Raw genomic sequence first — 20543 nt, forward strand, 5'->3', positions numbered from 1 at the left:
CTCCTTGATCAAACGAAACTAAGACAGGCAATGCCTGCTGCGATGAGGGCGGTGCCAGACCAGCGCGTCACTGATGCGAGATCGCCTAGCAAGAGGGCGCCGATACCCAAGTTTCCAAGTAGCCCGATTCCTGCCCAGGCTGCAGAGGCCGCGCTGATCGGAATCCGCTTGAGCGCGAGCCACAAAAGTGCGCCGCTGGCCGCCATGCACGTCACTGCCACACAGAGGCCGACCCAGCGCGTCGGACCGCCCGCCGTGATGGCCCGCAGGCCCAATGGATAGCCCGCTCCTAGAACCCCTGCGGCAATGACAATCGACCAGGATTTCCAGATCAGCGGATGGATGCTGAATCGCATAAGCCTAGCGAGACATACGGATGAAGCGTGGGTACATACGAATTCTGAGAATGCGCAGCACGAGGCGGTCCGCAAGAGACTCATGAGCGATCTCCATGCGCGGTGGCGGCACTCAGGCTCCACGGCCCAATTCGCTTGATTCCAAACAGGACTTCGTAAAGCAACGGAATCAAGCCCAACGTCACCAGCGTTCCGAGCGCCAGCCCACCGATCATCGCGATCGCCATCCCTGTCCATAACGGTCCGGAGAAGAGCATGAGTGGCACCAGTCCCGAAATGCAGGTGACCTTGGTCATCACGATTGGACGAAGTCGTTGTATCGCGGCCCCAACCAAGGCTTCATGGCGCGGCAGGCCTTCCGCTAAGCCCTGGTCGATGCGTTCCAGCAACAGCACGGCGTTGTTGACAATGATCCCGAACAAGGCCAGTACGCCGAAGGTCGCCATGAAGCTGAAAGGTGTGCCGGTTAGCTTCAGAGCCAATACCACGCCGATAAGCGTGAAAGGGATCGTCGCGAGGATCACACCGAGCTTGCGGAAGGAATTGAACTGCCATACGAACAGCATCAGCATCGCCAGAAATGCGAGGGGCATGTAGGTCGACAGCGCGGCGTTCGATTCGGCAGCTTCCTCGATCTCGCCGCCAAGTTCGACCGAGTAGCCCGCGGGCAGGTCCAAGGCAGCGACGCTAGGCACCAGGCGGTTGACGATCTCCTGGGCGGTGTAGGAGGTGTTCTGTCCTTGCACGGTGATCGTGCGGATGAGATTGCGCCGTTGGATGACCGATGGCTCGCTCGCGAGCGATACGTCTGCGACCTGGGCCAGCGTCACCGCCGGACCGCCGTTGCTGGGATAGATGAGCGTCGCGCCTACGTCTGCCGTGCTGCGACGCTCGCTTACGATGCTGCGCAGGACGATCGGAACGGAGGTGTCACCGTCGCGAATCACCGAGATCGATCGGCCGCTGTAGCGGACATCCAGCCCGCCAGCGATGTCTTCAGTCGTTACGCCCGCCCGACGCGCGCGGTCCTGGTCAACCTTTACGTCGATGCGGCCAATGCGCGTATCCCAATCGTTCTTGACGTTGATGGTTCCGGGCAGCTTGCGCAGTGCTGCTTCGATTTTGGACGCAGCCTCCAACAATACCTCCTCATCCGGACCGCTGACACGATAGATGGCGGTCCCTGATTCGGTCGCACCGAGCGAGAAGCGCTTGGGCTCGGCGCGCACGTCGCCATGTGCGTGCGCAAAGTAGCTGCGGGTTCGGGCGAGGACAGCGTCGATGTCGCTCTTCGGCTTCAGTGTGACAACGAAGTACGCGATGTTCGATGCCGGCAGCGGTGGATTCAGGCTAAGGATGAAGCGAGGTCCACCATCGGCGACGTAGCCGATGTGATCGGAGACTTCTGGATTGATGTTCTTGTCGCCCAGCCAACTACTGATCTGCTTCACGCGTGCGAGCGTTTCGCGCGAATCCGTACCTGGGGCGAGCTGCACCGGAATCTGGAACTGAAGCCGGTCGGACTTGGGCATGAAATCGTAAGGCAGGGTGGTGAAGCCATACAGCGCAATGGCAAGCGCCGCGATCATCGACGCTACATAGACCGCCTTATGGTGGAGAACCCACTCCAGTACGCGCCGGTAGCCACGGTAGAAGCGGGTGTCATACGCGTCGCCATGCTCCTGCTTGTGGTGGGGTTTGGCGAAGTGGTAGCACAACAGGGGCGTGACAGTCAGGCACAGCAGCCACGATGCGAACAACGTCAGTGCCAGCACGACCACGAGATTGTGCAGATACTCGCTCGTGGCGTTCTGGCCAAAAAAGAACGGCGAGAACACGATCACGATCACGAGCGAGGACGTGAGCAGCGGAATGGCGAGCGTGCGGCCCGCCTCGAGGCAGGCATGCTTACGATCTTCGCCACCGGCTAGGCGGCGTTCGATGTCTTCGGCAATCACAATGCCGTTGTCCACCAACAAGCCGAGCGCAATGATGATGGCGCCCATCGAGACGTTCTGAAGCTCGATGTTCATCGCGCGCATGACGATGAGTGCACTGAGGATCGTCAACGGCACGATCATGCCCACGATGATCCCGGTTCGCCAACCGAGGAATAGCACGACGACACCGAGGACGACGATGATCGTCTCCATCATGACGTGGTTCATTTTGCCCATCTCGTGCTTGACGACATCGGCCTGGAAAGTGACGTATGACAGATCGAAACCCGCCGGCAGCAGCTTCTCCTGGTCTGCAACCCGTGCTTTGAGCGCTTTTCCGAACTGCTCCACGTTTTGACCAGAGGCCATCGAAACCGCCATGACGACCGCGGGCTGGCCTTTGTAGATGGCGGCAGACTCCGGCGGATCGGCTGGCCGCACACTCACCTGCGCCAGTTCACCCAATGCGATCGTCGGCATGGGCGCCGTACTACTTTGCGGTCGCGGCAGCGCGATCGGCATTGCTCGCAGGGAGGGAGCGTCACTCACTTCGCCACTGACCGCCAAGGTTGCATTGATGCCGCCGACGACAATTTGTCCACCCGAAGCGACGACGTTCTGTTTGACGAGTTGGTCGATCACCCCCTGTGGTGTCAGCTCCAATCGCGCAAGCCTAGGCCGATCGAACTCGAGATAGACGCGCTCTTCCTGCAGGCCGTAGAAAGTGATGCGCTCAATACCAGGCACGGTGTACAGGCGGTCGCGCATCTGCTTGAGCGCGACGCGCATCTCGCTCATGGAGTAACCTGGTGCAGTGACCGCAATCGAGGCAACCGCGACGCGGCCGAAGTCTTCGTCGACGAAAGGCCCCATCGTGCCCTGTGGTAAGGCATCCTTCGAATCGGCGACCTTGGCCCGGACGCGCTGCCAGATCGGTGCCAAGTCGGTGTAGCGGTCCCAGATCGTGACCTGGATCATGGCGCTGCCTGCGCGCACGGTGCTCGTCACGCGCTTGACCTCTGCCAGTTCGCGCAAGCGCTCCTCGATCGGCCGGGCAATGAGTTGCTCAACGCGTTCGGCGGGCAGCCCCGGGTTCAACGCCGTGACCATCGCATCGCGGACCGTGACAGTCGGCTCCTCCTGAGAAGGAAAATTCAGGAAGGTCGCGATGCCGGCGACGAAAATGATAAGCGCTACAAAGTAGGTAAGTCGACTGGCGCGCAGCGCCATCTCGGTGATCTTCATGATGAAGTAACCTGGTGGATCGCGTTAGCGCTTGGTCAATTGAGTGGTGGCTTCCAGTGGTGTCACTGGCTGTCCATCGGTGAGCCATCCGCCTCCGGCGGCAACCACCGTCTCGCCGGGCTTAAGTCCAGCGAGGACGCGCGCGCTGTCTCCTTCCTGTGCCGGCGTGAAGCGCACCGCGCGACGGTGCACCTTCTTATCTGCAGGGGTGTAGACGAAGACGGAAGCCTCACCCGGCTTCGTGCCGAGCACCAGCGAGGCATAAGGGACGGATACAGTCTCGGGCCGAGAGGTCTTGGAGGTCGCCGCAGGTGCGTCGAGCACGACCTGTACGGGAATACCTGGCCGAAGTGCGCGCGCTTGCGCGTTATCTTCAGGCACTAGCACCACGGGTAGGAGCGAGCCATTTTCGGCGCGCAGACCGACACGACGTACCACCGCTCGGATTGGTTGTTCGGCTCCGCTCCAGAACAGTTCTGCGCGTTGGCCGACATCTATGTGAGGTGCCTGTGTAGTAGACGCGTTCGCGATGATCTCAGTGCCACTGCGCACACCGTCGACCTGAAATACCGGCGCACCAGCAGCAATGTCGGTGAACGCCAAAGCCAGCTTTTCCGCCACGACACCATCGAAAGGAGCGACGATCATCGTGCCACGTTGTGCTCGTTCGGCCAGGCCAAGCGCTGCCTTGGCAGTGCGCGCTTGGCCCTCTGCGACCGCTAGCTGCGCCTTGGCGCTCTCGAACGCAGCAGGGGAGATGACTTCGCTTTCGAGCAACCGGCGCTGTTGATCTGTCTGTACACGTCGATCCATCAGGCCGGCTTCGGCGGCCGCCAGGGATGCTTGCGCTTGCGTCACGCGAAGCCGGTCAGGTTCCGCATCAAGTTCTGCCATGACTTGACCGCGGGCGAACCGTTCACCCACGTCGACGTTCAACTTGGCGATCCGTCCTCCTGTTTCAAATCCTAGGATGCTGCGCTCGGTTGCTCGCGCCGAGCCAGTCAATTCGATGCGGGAGCTATGCGGAAGATCCGACTGCGCGGCGGCGAGCTTCACTGCGCGCGGAGGCTCGGATACGGTGGATTGCGAGTTTCCGCACCCTGAGACCAGGGTCGAAATGAATAGTGTGCAAGCAACCGTCAAGGAGCGCAGTGCGCACGCGGTCATGAAAGCTCTACGGACGCGACTCATGGGTGTCCTTTCGCAGGGATCAGTTCGAGATGGCCCGAGGCGAGATCCTGGAGCGCCCGAAAGAAATGCCGCCGCTCTGCGGGTGCGAGTATCGGCAGACCCAGGAGATCGGCGAACAGGGCGCCATCCAATGCCAGCATGATGAGTGCCGCGGTCTCGGTGCCACGCGGGGATCGACGCACGCGTTCGTACTGCACGCGATAACACTCGCGCAGTGGGTCGAGAAGTGTTGGATCTTCCGCAGCTGCCGCGAGCAGCGCTGCGCCCATCTTCTGCATCTCGTCGTCGGGTATCGCTTCCACCTGGCTCGACAGCCAGGGGTCCGGGTCTCCGGCAAACCTGCGCTCGTGATTGGCTTGTACCGCGTCGAACGCCCGGATCATCTCGTCGATCAGTGTCACGAACAAATCGCGTTTGGTCTTGAAATGATAGAGAAACGCCCCTTTGCTCAACCCGGCCCGCACGACGACGGCGTCCAGCGTCAGACGACTGGCGCCTTCCTCCAGCACCAGTTCGCGAGCGGCCTGCAGGATGCGCTCGCGAGTTAGCTGGGCTCCTTGCTGGAGAACGGGCTGCGCATCGGTGCTGCTATGGGCGGTGGACGGGGGGGGCAACTTTGTTTTCGCGCGAGGCGGCATGGTCGTGCTCCAAAAAAAGCTTGAGTCATATACAGTCCAGACGGTATAGTAGAAGGCGTAAAACAGTCCGTCAAGACTTTTTCGGAATGCAAGGACCTGCCATGTCTCAAATTCTTGAACGCTATCGCCTCATGGCCATGATTTCGCCGCTAATGCTTCTTGCGGCTTGCAGCCATGCTCCGCACTCTGCCGATCCGCCTCGCCTGGATGTACCGGCCCATTTCTCAAATGAAGAGGGAGGTGAAGGCATCCTGGACAAATCATCCCGCCGTACTCTTCCCGTCGACTGGTGGACGGCCTACGGCGATCCACAGCTCAATGTCCTAGTCCGGGCGGCGCTGGAGCGCAACACCGAACTGTCGATTGCGCGCGCGCGCGTCGACGAGGCCTCGGCCGCCACGCGGCGAGCACGGGCCTCCCTGCTCCCCTCGTTGTCCGCGGGCACGCAGGCAACTCGAGGACGCGACTATTCAGAGAACGTTGCGATCGGCAATGATGGCCGCGCCACGTTGTCTGCATCGTGGGAGGCAGACCTGTCGGGGCGGCTTTCGCAGGCAGCAGAAGGTGCGCGCCTGGATGCGGTGGCAGCCGAACAAGCGTGGGTTGCCACGCGTTGGCAGGTCGCGTTTGAAACAGTGTCGGCGGCTGTGCAGCAGCGCCAAGCCAGTGAACTCGAAGCGCTCGCCACGGCGCGGCTGGCATCCGCCGAGCGACTCGTCTTGCTGACACAACGGAAGTTCGAGGCCGGACAAGCTACCGGCTTCGACATCGAGCGAACCCGCTCCGGCGTCGTCGCACTGCGTGTGGAGCAAGAGCAACTTCGGCGTGCGCGCGGCGAGGCGACGCATGCACTTGATGTACTAGCGGGACAAACGCCCGGAGCGTCTGCAGCTTCTCCGACTCTTGCTTCACTCGCCGCCCCCAATTGGACACCGACACGCATACCTGCGGACCTGCTGAGTGAGCGGCCCGACGTGCGCGCCGCCGAAGCGAAGTTCGCAGCCGAAACCGCGCGCTGGAACGCAGCCGAAGGCGAACGCTTCCCTAAGCTGGTGTTGGACCTGAGCGGCGGACGGCAGCGCGTTGAGAGTGCGGGGACGCGCATTACCGGCAACATTTTTTCACTTGGGGCCGGGGTTTCGTTGCCGATCTTCGATGGTGGCGCGATCCGTGCCGGCATCGAGACCGGAGAGGCGCGCAGCCGAGCTGCGCGCGCGGAGTTCGAGCGCACTTTGTTGAGTGCATTGCAGGACGTAGAGAACGCATACCTCGGTTGGCATACGCAGCACGCCGCACTGGAGCATCAGACCGAGGGGGTCGCAGTCGCGGAGCGTCAGCTCGATCGCAGCCGCCGTCTGTTTGAGGCGGGACAAGTGGACGCCACGGTGGTGGCCGAGGCTGAGGCGGGGGTGATGTCAGCGCAGGCTTCGCTGATCCGCACGCGGGCCGAGACAGCCGTGCAATGGGGTGTGCTGGCAAAAGCACTATCCGGCCCACCTGTTTGATCGGGGAAGCTTGCTGGAGCAGCTTGCGAAGGCTAGATAGCGTGGCGCAAGGCGAAGGTGGTGAGGCCTAAGTGAGGAGGAATGCGAACATGGAAATTCGGCATCTGCGCTACTTTCTAGCGGTGGCAGAGGAACTGCACTTTGCCCGAGCCGCAGAGCGCCTCCACATCGAGACATCGCCGCTGTCGCGCGCCATCAAAGAGCTTGAAGAGGAGTTGGGCGTAGCGCTATTTGCGAGAACCACTCGGAGCACCCGCTTGACTCGTGCAGGCAGACTCTTCTTTGAGAGCGTACCCCGTGTCTTCGCAGCTTTGCAGCAGGCGCGCGACAGTGTGAACGCCGCAGCCAATGGCTTTCATTGCCAGCTCCGTATTGCATTGTCTGATGGAATCACGCCATCGCGCCTGCCTGCGTTGTTGGCGCTCTGCCGGCAGGAAGAGCCGGAAGTGGAAGTTCGCTTCTTCGAAGTGCCTTTGTCACAGCAAATCAAGGGATTGTGTGGCGAACTGTACGATCTCGGCTTCGCTCAATCGGATGAAGTCGGCGAAGGCATCATCGCCGTGCCGGTGTGGAGTGACCCTCTGATGGTAGCTGTGCCCGCACGGCACCCCTTGCTATCCCACAAACAGATTCCCCTGGAAGAGCTGTTGCGGTATCCGCTGGTGCTCTGCGACGCGGTGGCGTGTGAGGGCCATGCTCGGCAAGTTGAACGGGTGCTACGTCGCGTGGACATTGAGCCTCTAATTGCCGAACGCGTGACTTCCAGCGATCTAATGATGGTCCTGGTTTCGGCGGGACTTGCACTAGGCCTCACAGGAGGTGCGCATATTACTGCCAGCAGGGAACAGGGTGTGGTCGCACGGCCGCTGACTGGAGGTTCGCCCATGCTCACGACCTATCTGCTACGACCGGCCAGCGAGCCGTCAGAAATACTGACTCGCTTCATGGAACGCGTTCATTCGATCAAATCTCCAGACGCCAAAAGTCGGCGGTAAACCATCACACAATCTCCCAAGGAAACTTAACCATGAAGAAGATTGCTCTCATATTGCTTTCCTCGACACTGGCAGCCTGCAGCCCATCCGGGAAACCAGATAAAGGCAACCTTCCGACGGTCGATGAATTAGCGCTCAATCCTGAGCGGCTGAAAAAGTTGCGCCAGCAATGCAAGTTGGATCGTCCTATGCTGGGCGACCAACTATGTAACCGGGTTGCCGAGGCTACGCGAAAGCGCTTTTACGAAGATGGCGATGTGCCCTACACCACACCTAAAGAGCCGCCGAAGTTCTAAGCTGGTGGTCACGCTGGAGTATGTATGCCGGATATGAAAAACTTGAAGGAGAATTGCAATGGGCTGGATCTATCTTGTTTTGGCTGGATTGTTTGAAATCGGATGGCCGGTCGGGCTGAAAATGGCGCAAGAGCCAACATCGCGTTGGAGTGGGGTCGCAGTAGCCGTCTCTTTCATGACAATTAGCGGCGCCTTCCTATGGCTTGCTCAGCGTCAGATACCGATTGGGACTGCTTATGCGGTGTGGACGGGTATCGGAGCGGCGGGAACGTTCTTAGTCGGAATTCATTTCTATGGCGACCCAACCTCCCTGATGCGATACCTTGGCGTGGCGCTGATCATCCTGGGCGTTATCACGCTCAAGTTATCGAGTTGAGTACTAGCTCCTTTGATAGCGTAGTCACTGGGACACCCTGCGACACAGACTGGATCGGGTTCTGGGAACTCGCACGGTCACCTCCTCCTAGTCGTTATATGTGGTGAGCTTGCCGCAGCCTCGGGAGAGTTCGAGCCAGTGCGCGTAAGGCGGTGGAGCAGCCATTCCGGGTGCTCCACCTTCAGCTCCTGCAAAGGTGGAGAAAGAGTGTGGGTTGGCTAGCATGGCGCGGCCAAGAATCACCAAACCCATCTACCTGCCAGCGATCACGTGCTCGGCCATTCGCGGATCGTCGATGCCCCAACTCACTGCCACAGGTAGCCCAGTCTCGCGGCTCATGCGTTTGGCAAAGGGGCTGACGCGACGGCCGGCAACCAGCGGCTGGCCATTCGCTTCCTTGACATTAACCAGTCCGGCTCGGCCGTGGCAGGCCGCCGCGACCACCCTGCCGTCAGCCCAAGCGCCCGACAGCAGATTGACGAGCGCCCCGCTCCGGGTAAGTCCCACATGGTGCCATGGCCGCCGGGCAGGAACATCACCGCACCCCCTTCCGGGGCGATGCTGTCGATCTTCAGCGAGCCTTCGAGCTTGTCCATCGACACCTTGTCATCGAGGAAGCATTCCACGCTCGGCGGGTTCATGCCTTCGCTCGCTATGGAATGAGGATCCACCGGAATCTCGCCGCCGGCGATTGACGCAATATCCACATTGGCACCTGCATCGACCAAGGCGTAGTACGGGGTGGACTGTTCCTCGAACCACACGCCGGTCAGGCGCGGGTCGTCGCCCATCGTTGCCTGCGAAGTCAAAACCAGCAGAATCTCGAGGGGAGTTCCCATCATGGTTTTCTCAGTTCAGACGCTTGGGATCAAGCGGCCAGCGACCATTACGCCTGCTTGGCTTTGCGCGCTGTCTCGACCAAGCTGTCGAGCCAGTCCTGATGGCCGTTGATCATCGGGTTGGGTTTGGCGTTGTGCAGCTCCTCGGCCGGCTTGCCCTTCTGCGTTTCCTGCGTGAGGATGCGCACGCGCCCGCCGTCCAGGTTCTCGACCAGCCAGGCGTGATGCACATCCAGGCGCGTATCTGTGCCTTCCTCGCCGGACCAGCCGTGCCAGGCCACGCGGCCGGGTTGCCCATCCGCAGGTGCCACGTACTCGTTGCACTGCCCCTCTACCGGGAAGCCGAAGGTCTCGAAATAAAATCGATCGCCGTCGGCCAGTACCGGGCCTTTGCCGCCATGAAAGCGCACGTTAGCCGAGTTGGCGTAGTAGCTTGGCCACAGCGATGGTGTGACGAGTAGCGGCCATACGTCGGCCGCGCTCAAGCCGGCGGCGATGATCTCATTAGAGGCGAAATTCTCAGTAAAGCCCGGCGTGTAGCCTTCGGGCCAGAGGATGGCGTTCTGTTGCTTGCTCATATCGAAGCTCCTTCACAAAATGTCAATGACGCAACAGGGGTGGCTGCGTCATTCAAGTGGTCATAGAGCAATCATGAGCCTCCCTGTGAAATAAGTGAAATCCTAATTTTTTATTTTTGAAATCATATAATTTGATATCAGCGTCTAGGTTCTGCCATCCGCCGACAAGGCTATCTCGCAGCGGTGCTACGAAAGGGTCCGTCTCCAATTGAGCCGGCTGATTGCATATTTGTAGTGCGAGGCAGAGTTGTGCTGAGCATGACGATGAGAGCCATCTTGCCTACTTGTTGTTAGCACAGGAAGTGAACAGCAGTGCTCGTATCCAGCGATGTGCTGGATCGTGATGGGTGCGTTCGTGCCAAGCAGCCGTCTTGGTGAACCCCGGTATCTTCATCGGCGGCAGGGAGATAGCCAGCTTGTCCATACCGGCGACCAAGCGGCTCGGCAAGATCGCGACCATGTCACTGGCACGCAGGATGTCTGGCAAGATCAGAAAGCTCTTGACCGACAGTGTGACGCTTCGTTGTTTGCCCAACTGTTCTAGCGCATCGTCGGTGACGCCGCGGAAACCTCCACCATCGTAGGAAACAAGCGCATGGTCGAGAGCACAGAACTGCTTAACTGTCAGCTTGCGCCCCATAGCCGCTGGATGGTCTTCCCGCAGGACACACACGTAGTGCTCCTTGAATAGCTCTCGGGCATGCAGATTTGGCGGAGTGATCTCTGGCGTCAGGAGGGCTAGATCGATTTGACCGCGCTCAAGCTGGTTCTGTAGCAGTCCGCTCTCGACTGGCACTAATGAGACTCGAACGCGCGGTGCGTGCTGTTTGAGTGCCGATAGAAATGGGACAGCAATGGCACGCAGCGCATAGTCCGTCGCGGCGATGGAGAAGGTCAGTTGTGCGGTGGCCGGGTCGAAAGAAGGTGGCTGGAGCAGCGCGTCGATTTCCGCTAGCACCTGTTTGACAGATATCCCTATGTCTAGCGCCCGCTGCGTCGGAACGATGCCCCGCTGCGCACGCGCGAACAGCGGGTCGCCGAAGCTTTCACGCAGCCGCGCAAGCATGCCGCTCAAGGCCGGTTGGGTTAGTCCAAGACGTGCTGCCGCCCGTGTCACGTTGCGTTCGTCCAACAATACGTCCAGCGCCTTGAGTAAGTTGAGATCCATGCTCTTGATATCTTTCATTCTTATCCAGATTTCAATAAATAATTCTTTCCCATGATATCTAGATTCTGCTCATGAGGGGAGCGAGACCCAGCGAGAATTTTTTTCTGGGCAACCTCTTGGAAACTCCAAATGCGCCATAGGGTGCTTTAGTTTGCGGCGTTTGTCTTCGACTCGCCCCGCCGCTCATTCTTTCTTTTCCCTCGACCGTTGTGCTCAAAACGGTCTTTGACGGGCACCCACGCGGCACCGATCCTCGCTCTATGCGGCACGTTCCTGTGCCGCTTTTGAACGAGGAATCAGTGCAGGGAAATCGGAGGCCAGTCAATGCAAGCTCAGGGCGTACTGTTCGGGCAGATCGCCGCCGTATTCGGCATCGTGATCGCCGGCGTGTGGGGTGCAACGCAATGGACAGCCGCCGCCCTGGGCTATCAACTACGCCTTGGCTCGCCATGGTTCGACTTCTTTGGAACCCCGGTCTATCACCCTTGGCGGCTGTTCGAGTGGTGGTTCTTCTTTGATGCCTACGCGCCGCACGTCTTCGATATCGGCGGGGCCATCGCGGGTGGAAGTGGTCTGGTGGCCGTGGTGGTCGCCATCGCCATGTCGGTGTGGCGCTCGCGGCAAGCGCGCCTTGTCACCACCTACGGTTCGGCACGCTGGGCCGATGCGGAAGACATACGCAAAGCTGGGCTGATCCAGCCCGACGGGGTTTTCCTCGGGCTGCATCGCGGCCAGTACCTCCGCCATGAAGGCCCGGAACACGTCCTGACCTTCGCACCAACGCGCTCGGGCAAGGGTGTGGGCCTGGTCGTTCCCACCTTGTTGAGTTGGCCCGCATCCGTCGTCGTTCACGACATCAAAGGCGAGAACTGGACGCTCACCGCAGGCTGGCGTTCGCGGTTTAGCCACTGCCTCCTGTTCAACCCCACGGATGCGCAGTCGGCAGCCTACAACCCGCTGCTGGAAGTGAGGCGCGGCGCGCACGAAGTGCGCGACGTGCAGAACGTGGCCGACATTCTTGTCGATCCCGATGGCGCACTCGAACGCCGGAACCATTGGGAAAAGACCAGTCACGCGCTGTTGGTCGGCGCCATCCTGCATGTGCTGTACGCAGGCGAGGACAAGACGCTGCGCGGCGTCGCCAACTTCCTCAGCGACCCGGCGTGTCCGTTCGAGCTGACGCTGCACCGGATGATGACGACGAAGCACCTGGGCGATGCGCCTCACCCGGTTGTCGCATCCGCTGCCCGCGAAGTGCTTAACAAGTCGGACAACGAGCGATCGGGCGTGCTCTCCACCGCCATGTCGTTTCTCGGCCTGTACCGCGACCCGACCGTGGCCGAAGTCACATCGCGCTGCGATTGGCGCATCGCCGACCTGATTTCCGCCGAGCACCCGGTATCGCTCTATCTGGTGGTGCCGCCCTCCGACATAAGCCGCACCAAGCCGCTGATCCGGCTCATCTTGAACCAGATCGGGCGGCGGCTGACCGAATCGCTCGACGGCAGCGATGGCATCGCGCGCCGGCACAAGCTGCTGCTGATGCTGGACGAGTTTCCGGCGCTGGGCCGCCTCGATTTTTTCGAGTCCGCGCTTGCCTTCATGGCCGGGTACGGCATCCGCAGCTTTCTCATCGCTCAAAGCCTGAACCAGATCGACAAGGCGTATGGGCAGAACCATTCCATCCTCGACAACTGCCATGTCCGGGTGACTTTCGCCACCAACGACGAAAGGACGGCGAAAAGGATTTCAGAAACCCTCGGCACCGCCACCGAGCTTCGCGCGCAGCGCAACTACGCCGGCCACCGGCTCGCTCCGTGGCTGGGGCACCTGATGGTGTCGCGTCAGGAAACTGCACGGCCGCTGTTGACGCCCGGCGAGGTGATGCAGCTTCCACCTGATGACGCCGTGGTCATGGTGTCCAGCGTCGCCCCGATCCGCGCGAAGAAGCTGCGCTACTACGCCGACGCCAATTTCAAGAATCGCGTCCTGCCACCGCCCGCGCTCGTAGCCGGGAGGTACGCCGACGCGCCGCCAGCCCGCCCCGACGACTGGAGCGGCTTGGCGATCCCGGCCGTACCTGCGGCGCCGGCCTCGGCATCCGCCGATGGCCTGGGCGGCACCGATGACGGCGGCCCACGCCGCCAGCCCGAACTCTCCGAAACCGTCGCCTACGACCCCGAGCCGGACGCACATGCGAACGACCTGGCGCTGCTCGATGACGACGACCTGGCGCTGCCGCTTCCCGGCCAGCTCGACCCGGCCATGCAGCGCACGGCCCGGCTGGCTTCCCTCGACCCCAACGACGGAATCGACCTATGAGCCAATACCGCCTCAATCTTTTCATCCAGCCCGAGCACGCCCAGCGCCTGGACGAACTGGCCGCCAAGAAAGGCGTGTCCAAGTCGTCCATCGTCGCAGCGGCCTTGGCGTCCTGGCTGTCGCCCGATGCTGGCGACCAGCGCGAGGCCGCCATTGCCAAGCGGTTGGATCGACTGTCGCGGCAGACCGAACGCCTGGAGCGCGACCAGAACATCCAGATCGAAACGCTGGCGCTGTTCATCCGCTACTTCCTGACCGTCAGCACGCCGGTGCCCGAAGCCCATCAGGATGCGGCACGCGCCCAGGGCAAGGTGCGCTTCGAGCAGTTCGTCGAACAGTTGGGTCGCCACCTTCTGCGTGGCCGCAGTCTGGTGCGCGACGTGGTGGAGGAACTGCACCCCGATCCGATGCAGATGGATGACGCAGCAGCGATGGCCTCCGCCCATGAACGAACTGCGGAGCGTGCGTCATGAGTGCCGTTCCACAGATCCAGCCCGAACCTCGCTCATCCGCAGCAGCGTCCCAGGATCGCCGCATCCAGATGCTGCGCACTGCAATGGGGCCGCTGATCGCCGCTGCGCTCGAAGACCCGGATGTGGTGGAAATCATGCTCAACCCCGATCGCACCCTGTGGGTGGATCGGCTGTCGTCGGGTCGCTCGCCGCTGGGCGTGGAGATGCCCGAGGCCGATGGTGAACGCATCATCCGCCTGGTCGCCGCGCATGTCGGCGCGGAGGTGCATCGCGGCCAGCCGCTCTTGACCGCCGAGTTGCCGGAAACCGGCGAGCGTTTCGAGGGCATCCTGCCTCCGGCCGCCCCGGGGCCAGCCTTCGCGCTACGCAAGCGGGCCGTGAGCATCATCGGCCTGGATCGCTACGTGGCCGACGGCATCCTGACCGCCGGGCAGGCCGAGTTCCTGCGCCGCGCCGTGCGCGAGCGGCAGAACATCCTAATCGCCGGCGGCACCAGCACCGGCAAGACCACGCTGGCGAACGCGCTGCTGGCCGAGATCGCCGCCACAGGCGACCGCGTGCTGGTGCTCGAAGACACCATCGAGCTGCAATGCGCGGCCCGCGACCATGTGCCGCTGCGCACCCGCGCCGGCGTCGTCACCATGACCGAGCTGGTGCGGGCCACGATGCGCCTGCGGCCTGACCGCGTGATCGTCGGCGAGGTGCGCGGCGGCGAAGCCCTCGACCTCATCAAAGTGTGGGGCACCGGCCACCCCGGCGGCATTGCGACCATCCATGCCGGCTCCGCGCTGGGCGCGTTGCTGCGCCTCGAACAGTTGATTCTCGAAGTCGCTGTGAATCCGCCGCGGGCGCTGATCGCCGAGGCGGTCAACGTCGTCATCAACATCGCCGGACGCGGCCGCAAGCGCCACGTCGAAACCATCGCCCGTGTCGTCGGCTTCGACGGCACCGGCTATCGCCTGGCGGACGCACTGGAAACGCCGTTTCCCGAGCTGACGCCGGTTCCTCTCGCAGCCGACGCCGCTGCACATTCCCGTCCCCCAACCAACTTGGAGAACTGCCATGACGCACGTTGATTCTTTCCGCTTTTCCGTAAATCCGCTTCCTCGCCTGTCCGGCCTGGCGCGGCTGCGCAGCCTCACCCGCCCTGCGAGGCAGGGGCTGCTGCTGGCCGCGCTGCTGCTGTTGCTGGCCGGAACGGCGCAAGCCGCCGGTTCCTCGATGCCGTGGGAGGGGCCCTTGCAGTCGATTCTGGAGTCGATCCAGGGGCCGGTGGCACGCATCGTCGCGGTCATCATCATCATCGCCACGGGCCTGGCGCTGGCCTTCGGCGACACCAGCGGCGGCTTTCGCAAGCTGATCCAGATCGTGTTCGGGTTGAGCATCGCGTTCGCCGCTTCCTCGTTCTTCCTGTCGTTCTTCTCGTTCTCCGGCGGGGCCGTCGTATGAGTACGGCCAGCGACCTTCCAGGCTTCGAGGTGCCGCTGCATCGCTCGCTGACCGAGCCAATCCTGCTGGGCGGCGCGCCGCGCACCGTGGCAATTGCCAACGGCACGCTGGCCGCCGCCGTCGGGCTGGGCCTGCAACTGTGGATTCCCGGCGTGGTGCTCTGGATCGTCGGCCACTCGCTGGCCGTATGGGGTGCGCGCGTCGATCCGCAGTTCATGCAGGTCTTCGCGCGGCATATCAAACACCGCCCGCTTCTGGACGTGTGAGGGGAGGACGCCATGCTGAACCTTGCCGAATATCGTCAGCGCCCGGCCTTGCTTGCCGACTGGCTGCCCTGGGCCGGGCTGGTCGCGCCGGGCGTTGTGCTGAACAAAGATGGTTCGTTTCAACGCACGTTCCAGTTTCGCGGCCCCGACTTGGACAGTGCGACACAGGGCGAGCTGATTGCCACGTCGGCGCGGCAGAACAACGCGCTTCGCCGTACCGGGTCTGGCTGGGCCTTCTATATCGAGGCCGAGCGGATGCGGGCATCGAGCTATCCGCAATCCTCCTTTCCCGAACCACTGTCCTGGCTGGTGGATGAGGAGCGACGCGCGGCGTTCGAGGAGTCGGATGGCCATTTCGAGAGCGTCTATCACTTCACGTTGCAACACCTACCGCCGCAAGAGTCTCGCGCCCGTGCGGCTGGGATGCTGTACGAGAACCGGCCCACTGAGGGTGTGGACTGGCGTGGTCGGCTTGATTCCTTCGTGGCAGAGACCGATCGCGTGTTCGACCTGCTCGATGGTGTGATGCCGGAGATTGCCTGGCTGGACGATAGCCAGACGCTGACCTACCTGCATGCCACAGTCTCCACCCGGCGCTATCGCGTCGGCGTGCCCGACGTGCCGTTCCATATCGACGCACTGCTTGCCGATGCCGCGCTGGTCGGCGGCCTGGCGCCCATGCTGGGCGATCAGCACCTGCGCGTGGTGTCGGTACGAGGCTTCCCGACCTCGACCTGGCCGGGGATCTTGGACGACCTCAACCGCCTGGGCTTTGCGTATCGCTGGAGTACGCGCTTCCTGTGCCTGGACAAAGCCGAGGCGGAACGGGAATTGGGGCGCTTGCGGCGCCAATGGTTCGCCAAGCGCAAGAACGTCATCGCGCTGCTGCGCGAAACGATCTTTCAGCAGGAAAGCCCGCTGGTCGATACCGATGCCAGCAACAAGGCCGCCGACGCCGATGCCGCCTTGCAGGAGCTGGGCAGCGATCAAGTCGCCTTCGGCTACCTCACCGCCACGGTGACGGTGCTCGACGCCGACCCGGCCGTGGCCGACGAGAAGCTGCGCATGGTGGAGCGCGTCATCCAGGGCCGGGGTTTCGTGACCATCCCCGAAACCCTCAACGCAGTCGATGCCTGGCTGTCGTCCGTCCCCGGCAACGCATACGCGAACGTGCGTCAGCCCATCGTTTCGACGCTGAACCTGGCGCACATGATGCCGATGTCAGCGGTATGGGCTGGGCCGGAGAAGAACGAACACCTCGATGGCCCGCCGCTGATCGTCACCCGCACCGATGGCGCGACGCCGTTCCGGCTGGTGACGCACATCGGCGACGTGGGGCACACCCTTGTCGCCGGGCCGACCGGCATGGGCAAGTCGGTGCTGCTCGCCATCTTGGCCATGCAGTTCCGGCGCTACTTCGGCTCGCGGATCTTCGCCTTCGACATGGGCCGCTCGATGCGCGCCACCATCTTCGGCCTTGGCGGTGAGCACTATGACCTCGGCGCCGATGGCGGCATCGCCTTCCAGCCACTCGCGCGAATTGCCCACGAGGGCTACCGCACCTGGGCCGCCGAATGGGTGGAGGGCCGGCTGCTGCACGAAGGCGTGACGGTCGGCCCGGACGAGAAGGCTGCCATCTGGTCGGCGCTGAGAAGCCTTGCCGGTGCGCCGGTGGAGCAGCGCACCATGACCGGCTTGTCGGTGTTATTGCAGTTTAACGCGCTGCGCCAAGCGCTCGCGCCCTATGTGCTGGGCGGCGCACACGGCAAGCTGCTGGACGCTGACCACGACCGGCTGGGCATGGCCGACGTGCAGGGCTTCGAGATGGAAGAACTGATGCACAGCCCGGCCGCCGTGCAAGCGGTGCTGCGCTACCTGTTCGCCCGCTTCGACGAACGTTTCGACGGCGCGCCCACGCTGTTGATCCTCGATGAAGCGTGGCTGTTCCTCAATGAGCCGTCCTTCGCGGCCCGCATCCGGCAATGGCTCAAGACGCTCAGAAAAAAGAACGTCAGCGTCATCTTCGCCACGCAGTCGCTGGCCGACATCAAGGACTCGACCATCGCGCCAGCCATCATCGAAAGCTGCGCGAGCAGGATCTTCTTACCTAACCCGCAGGCCACCGAGCCGCAGATTCGCACGATCTACGAAGGCTTCGGCTTGAGCAGCCGCCAGATTGAGATCGTGGCGACCGCCCAGCCCAAGCGCGATTACTACTACCAGTCGCGCCTCGGCAATCGCCTGTTCGACCTCGACCTGGGGCCTGTCGCGCTCGCATTCGCGAGCGCATCCACCCCTCAAGACCAACGCGACATTGACCGCGTGCTGACGCAGGCCGGCGCTCCCGGCTTCGCCGGCGCGTGGCTGCGCCATCGCGGCCTCGGCTGGGCCGCCGACCTGCTGCCGTCCGCTCCGGCGGCAGCTTCCTTTCTCGCTTCTCAACCGCTGGAGGTTTCGCCATGATGACCAAGCCCCGTTTGCTCTCTGTCTCACTCGCTGCTGTGCTGTCGGTATCGCTGTTGGCCGTGCAGCCCGCATCCGCGCTGACGGTGTTCGACCCGTCCAACTTCGTGCAGAACACGCTGACCGCCGTGCGCACGCTGGAACAGATCAACAACCAGATCAACCAGCTCCAGAACGAGGCGCAGATGTTGATGAACCAGGCCAGGAACCTGGCAAATCTCGACTTCAACATCGTCAACCGCCTGCGCTCGACGCTCGCCACCACCGAGCGCCTGATCGCCGAGGCGCGCGGCTTGGCCTACGACGTGCAGAGCATGGATGCCACGTTCGCCCGCCTGTACCCGGAACAGTACGCCTCCACCATCAGCGGCGACCGCATGGCACAGGATGCCCGCGAACGCTGGCAGAACACCTTGAACGGCCTGCACACCGCGATGCGGATGCAGGCGCAGGTGTCGCAGAACCTCGCCCAAGACGAAAGCGCGCTGGCCGACCTCGTGAGCCAGAGCCAGTCGGCCACCGGCGCGCTGCAAGCGATGCAGGCGACGAACCAGCTCCTGGCTTTGCAGGCCAAGCAGTCGATCCAGGCGCAGCAGCTCCAGATCACGCAAGACCGGGCCGCTTCGCTGGAACTGGCGCGGCAAGCGGCGGCTATGGAGCGCGCCCGCGAAGTGCGGCGGCGCTTCCTCGGCACCGGCACGCCGTACACGCCGCAGTCCGTCAACTTCTACAACAACTGACCGGAGGCGGCCATGCGATGCGCTTCCGTCCTGCTGGCCGTGCTGCTGACCGCGTGCGGCCAGCAGCCGGCCGAGAACCTGGCCGACGCCCTGGCCGCAGATCCGGTGCGGCTCAAGGCGTTGCGCGGGCAATGCGCGGTCGACCGGCAGGCCATGGGCGAGGATGCCTGCCGCGCCGCCGCCGAAGCCTTCCGGCGGCGCTTCTTCGCCGGCCATACCGGGCCGGATGAATACAACTCGCTGGCTGAACTCCCGCCGATTCCGCCGAGCTTCGATACGCCCGCAGATGAATTGCCAGAGGGCGCCGTTCCGCTCACTCCGCCCGAGGATTCGCCATGAACGACGTGACCATCATCGACCGTTTCCTCGATACGTTCTCGCGCTACATCGACTCGGGCTTCGGCTTATTGCAGGGCGAAGTGGCATTTCTCACCGCCACGCTCATCGTCATCGACATGACGATCGCTGGCCTGTATTGGGCCATGAGCCACGCCACCGGCCAGGGCGACGACGTGATCGCCAAGCTGCTGCGCAAGGTGCTCTATGTCGGCGCGTTCGCCTACATCATCGGCAACTTCAACTGGCTGGCGAGCATCGTGTTCCGCTCGTTCGCCGGCTTGGGAATCACCGCTACCGGCTCGGCCATCACGATGGAGAACTTTCTTCAGCCGGGCCGGCTGGCGAAGACCGGCATCGACGCAGCCGCGCCGATTCTGGAACAGATCGGGGACATGGCTGGGTTCCCCGAGGTGTTCGTGAACATCGACCCTATCGTGGTTCTGTTCATCGCCTGGCTGGTGGTGATCCTCTGCTTCTTCGTGCTGGCCGTACAGCTTTTCATCACGCTGATCGAGTTCAAACTGACTACGCTCGCCGGCTTCGTCTTGATCCCGTTTGCACTCTGGAACAAGACCTCGTTCCTCGCGGAAAAGGTGCTAGGCAACGTGGTGTCGTCAGGCATCAAGGTCTTGGTGCTGGCCGTCATCGTCGGCATTGGTTCCGGGCTGTTTGCCGAGTTCCAGGTACATCCCGACGAACCATCAATCGACCACGCGCTGGTCGTGATGCTGGCCTCGCTCGCGCTGCTGGCGCTGGGCATTTTCGGCCCCGGTATCGCCACCGGCCTGGTGTCCGGTGCGCCACAGCTTGGTGCGGGCGCGATGGCTGGTGCTGCGGTCGGGGCTGTCGGCACCGGCGTTGCCATCGGAGCCGCCGCAACGGGAGTGGGCGGCGCCGTCATGGCTGGGGCACGAATGGCCCCGGCGGCCGCAAAGCTGGCCGGTGCCGGCGCGCGTGCCGCGACTTCGGCGGCCGGCAGTGCCCGATCGGCGTTCCAGGCCGGTTCCGCTGCGGCCGGCGGCGGTGCCAAGGGCGCGGCGGCTGGCCTCGGCAATGTCGCCAAGACCGGCGCACAAGCCGCAGGCCGCAGCGTCACCTCTGGTGCTTCCGCTGTTGGGCAGAAGGTGGCCGACTCCTTCCGCGCTGGCTGGAACGGCACAGAAGCCGGCAGCGACGGTGCTGGCCGCGGCCAGACCGCAGACGGCACCGCAGGCTCGCAGAAGCAAGAGCAACCGGCCTGGGCCAAGCGGATGCACCGCCGCCAGCAGGCTACCCATGCCGCGACCACTGCCGCCCACACGCTGCGCGGGGGCGACGGCGGCGGCTCCGGGCAAGGCCCGAGCCTGCGGGATTCCGATACCTAA

At 62.8% G+C, this 20543-nt stretch carries 19 protein-coding genes and 1 pseudogene; 13 read left to right on the top strand and 7 right to left on the bottom strand.

What is annotated here, in order from left to right; translation table 11 throughout:
• Positions 1 to 8: 8 nt before the first annotated feature.
• The 4 genes from K5H97_RS23885 to K5H97_RS29795 form a co-directional block, all read right to left on the bottom strand.
• Entirely contained in the window at positions 9 to 356 is a 348-nt protein-coding gene (locus K5H97_RS23885) for a DMT family transporter (protein ID WP_032665245.1), read from the bottom strand.
• Between the two features lie 80 nt (positions 357 to 436).
• Positions 437 to 3541: an efflux RND transporter permease subunit gene (locus K5H97_RS23890; protein ID WP_016487828.1), complete on the bottom strand. Its 3105-nt coding sequence runs from the start codon at positions 3539 to 3541 to the stop codon at positions 437 to 439.
• Positions 3542 to 3565: 24 nt separating this feature from the next.
• Complete coding sequence (locus tag K5H97_RS23895; RefSeq protein WP_223231736.1) at positions 3566 to 4597, bottom strand: efflux RND transporter periplasmic adaptor subunit; 1032 nt, start codon at positions 4595 to 4597, stop codon at positions 3566 to 3568.
• A 131-nt stretch (positions 4598 to 4728) separates the two neighbouring features.
• Complete coding sequence (locus K5H97_RS29795; protein WP_028689677.1) at positions 4729 to 5370, bottom strand: TetR/AcrR family transcriptional regulator; 642 nt, start codon at positions 5368 to 5370, stop codon at positions 4729 to 4731.
• A 101-nt stretch (positions 5371 to 5471) separates the two neighbouring features.
• Here K5H97_RS29795 and K5H97_RS23905 point away from each other — a divergent pair, with 101 nt between their 5' ends.
• From K5H97_RS23905 to K5H97_RS23920, 4 genes are all read left to right on the top strand, one after another.
• Positions 5472 to 6875, top strand: coding sequence for an efflux transporter outer membrane subunit (locus tag K5H97_RS23905; protein WP_016487825.1), 1404 nt, complete (start codon positions 5472 to 5474; stop codon positions 6873 to 6875).
• Between the two features lie 89 nt (positions 6876 to 6964).
• Entirely contained in the window at positions 6965 to 7870 is a 906-nt protein-coding gene (locus K5H97_RS23910) for a LysR family transcriptional regulator (protein WP_006378999.1), read from the top strand.
• A gap of 32 nt (positions 7871 to 7902) precedes the next feature.
• On the top strand, positions 7903 to 8166 hold the full coding sequence (locus K5H97_RS23915; RefSeq protein ID WP_016487824.1) for an EexN family lipoprotein: 264 nt from the start codon (positions 7903 to 7905) through the stop codon (positions 8164 to 8166).
• Between the two features lie 58 nt (positions 8167 to 8224).
• Positions 8225 to 8542, top strand: a complete 318-nt coding sequence (locus tag K5H97_RS23920; RefSeq protein ID WP_000539741.1) for a DMT family transporter — start codon at positions 8225 to 8227, stop codon at positions 8540 to 8542.
• Between the two features lie 335 nt (positions 8543 to 8877).
• Here the strand turns inward: K5H97_RS23920 and K5H97_RS23925 are convergent, their stop codons facing one another.
• The 3 genes from K5H97_RS23925 to K5H97_RS23935 all read right to left on the bottom strand — a co-directional run bounded on the left by K5H97_RS23925 (position 8878) and on the right by K5H97_RS23935 (position 11145).
• The gene (locus K5H97_RS23925; RefSeq protein ID WP_006378996.1) at positions 8878 to 9384 is read right to left on the bottom strand and encodes a type 1 glutamine amidotransferase family protein; all 507 of its coding nucleotides are present in this window, start codon (positions 9382 to 9384) and stop codon (positions 8878 to 8880) included.
• 44 nt (positions 9385 to 9428) lie between these two features.
• On the bottom strand, positions 9429 to 9959 hold the full coding sequence (locus tag K5H97_RS23930) for an SRPBCC family protein (RefSeq protein WP_016487823.1): 531 nt from the start codon (positions 9957 to 9959) through the stop codon (positions 9429 to 9431).
• Between the two features lie 280 nt (positions 9960 to 10239).
• On the bottom strand, positions 10240 to 11145 hold the full coding sequence (locus K5H97_RS23935; RefSeq protein ID WP_006378991.1) for a LysR family transcriptional regulator: 906 nt from the start codon (positions 11143 to 11145) through the stop codon (positions 10240 to 10242).
• Between the two features lie 306 nt (positions 11146 to 11451).
• Between K5H97_RS23935 and K5H97_RS23940 the strand changes: the two genes are divergently transcribed.
• The 9 genes and pseudogenes from K5H97_RS23940 (at position 11452) to trbL (ending at position 20543) form a co-directional block, all read left to right on the top strand.
• Complete coding sequence (locus K5H97_RS23940; protein ID WP_016487822.1) at positions 11452 to 13449, top strand: conjugal transfer protein TraG; 1998 nt, start codon at positions 11452 to 11454, stop codon at positions 13447 to 13449.
• On the top strand, positions 13446 to 13922 hold the full coding sequence (locus K5H97_RS23945) for a CopG family transcriptional regulator (RefSeq protein WP_006378865.1): 477 nt from the start codon (positions 13446 to 13448) through the stop codon (positions 13920 to 13922). Before K5H97_RS23940 ends, K5H97_RS23945 begins: the two co-directional genes overlap by 4 nt.
• Positions 13919 to 14988: pseudogene (trbB, locus tag K5H97_RS23950) on the top strand (P-type conjugative transfer ATPase TrbB). Before K5H97_RS23945 ends, trbB begins: the two are co-directional and overlap by 4 nt.
• Entirely contained in the window at positions 14985 to 15371 is a 387-nt protein-coding gene (locus K5H97_RS23955; RefSeq protein ID WP_006378803.1) for a TrbC/VirB2 family protein, read from the top strand. Before trbB ends, K5H97_RS23955 begins: the two are co-directional and overlap by 4 nt.
• Complete coding sequence (locus tag K5H97_RS23960; RefSeq protein WP_006378802.1) at positions 15368 to 15637, top strand: VirB3 family type IV secretion system protein; 270 nt, start codon at positions 15368 to 15370, stop codon at positions 15635 to 15637. Before K5H97_RS23955 ends, K5H97_RS23960 begins: the two co-directional genes overlap by 4 nt.
• A 12-nt stretch (positions 15638 to 15649) precedes the next feature.
• Positions 15650 to 18100, top strand: a complete 2451-nt coding sequence (gene trbE, locus K5H97_RS23965; protein ID WP_006378801.1) for a conjugal transfer protein TrbE — start codon at positions 15650 to 15652, stop codon at positions 18098 to 18100.
• Complete coding sequence (gene trbJ / locus K5H97_RS23970; protein WP_006378800.1) at positions 18097 to 18840, top strand: P-type conjugative transfer protein TrbJ; 744 nt, start codon at positions 18097 to 18099, stop codon at positions 18838 to 18840. The genes trbE and trbJ overlap by 4 nt, the downstream gene beginning before the upstream one ends.
• Before the next feature lie 12 nt (positions 18841 to 18852).
• Entirely contained in the window at positions 18853 to 19179 is a 327-nt protein-coding gene (locus K5H97_RS23975) for a hypothetical protein (protein WP_006378798.1), read from the top strand.
• Positions 19176 to 20543, top strand: a complete 1368-nt coding sequence (trbL, locus tag K5H97_RS23980) for a P-type conjugative transfer protein TrbL (RefSeq protein WP_006378795.1) — start codon at positions 19176 to 19178, stop codon at positions 20541 to 20543. The genes K5H97_RS23975 and trbL overlap by 4 nt, the downstream gene beginning before the upstream one ends.

Source organism: Pseudomonas mosselii, assembly GCF_019823065.1.
GTDB classification, from domain to species: Bacteria; Pseudomonadota; Gammaproteobacteria; order Pseudomonadales; family Pseudomonadaceae; genus Aquipseudomonas; species Aquipseudomonas mosselii.